Annotated in this window: 1 protein-coding gene; it reads left to right on the top strand. The window is 54.2% G+C overall.

The window, feature by feature from the left end; translation table 11 throughout:
- Positions 1-104 precede the first annotated feature (104 nt).
- The gene (locus J5224_RS34745; RefSeq protein WP_264629357.1) at positions 105-374 is read left to right on the top strand and encodes a hypothetical protein; all 270 of its coding nucleotides are present in this window, start codon (positions 105-107) and stop codon (positions 372-374) included.
- Positions 375-542 lie beyond the last annotated feature (168 nt).

Here is a 542-nt window from a genome sequence, read left to right as displayed (position 1 = left end):
CCCAATCCGTTGAACGCACAAACGATTTAAACCAGCGATCGAACAGGCTACACCGATTACCCCAGCCTGGATGACGATACCGCCAGCCCTCAGGAAGGCGCGTGATGGCGAGTATCAAATTAACGGTGAATCATCTGTATCAGCTACAAGGTGATGAAAAAAAACCGGCTCATGCGGTGGCACGCGTCTATGTAGGGGATACGCTACTGGCAACGGAACAGATAACGGGAATGACCGAGGACGCGGTAAGCAAATACCTGCACCATTCACTCCCTGAAGGACAAGCGGTGCGCGTAGAGTGGGATTGTGCGGGCGTCACGGCAATCAGCGCCGCTGAGGTGCATATGTGCCCCTGCTGTCACGCACAGGATTAACCGCATCACGTTATACGGCAGCCCGCGCGGACAAGGCAGATATCAGCGCGGGCCCTGAGCCGTCATGGATATTACACGTCGCTTCCGTTTTCCTTGCCGAGCAACTCTTGAATACGCTGATAGACTTCAGCGGCCGTAAGCCCGCTGTAAGATTCATTACTCTCAAAA

It is taken from the genome of Candidatus Symbiopectobacterium sp. NZEC135, assembly GCF_025962695.1.
Note: the sequence above shows the minus strand (reverse complement) of the source record. Positions and strands in the feature narration are given on the sequence as shown.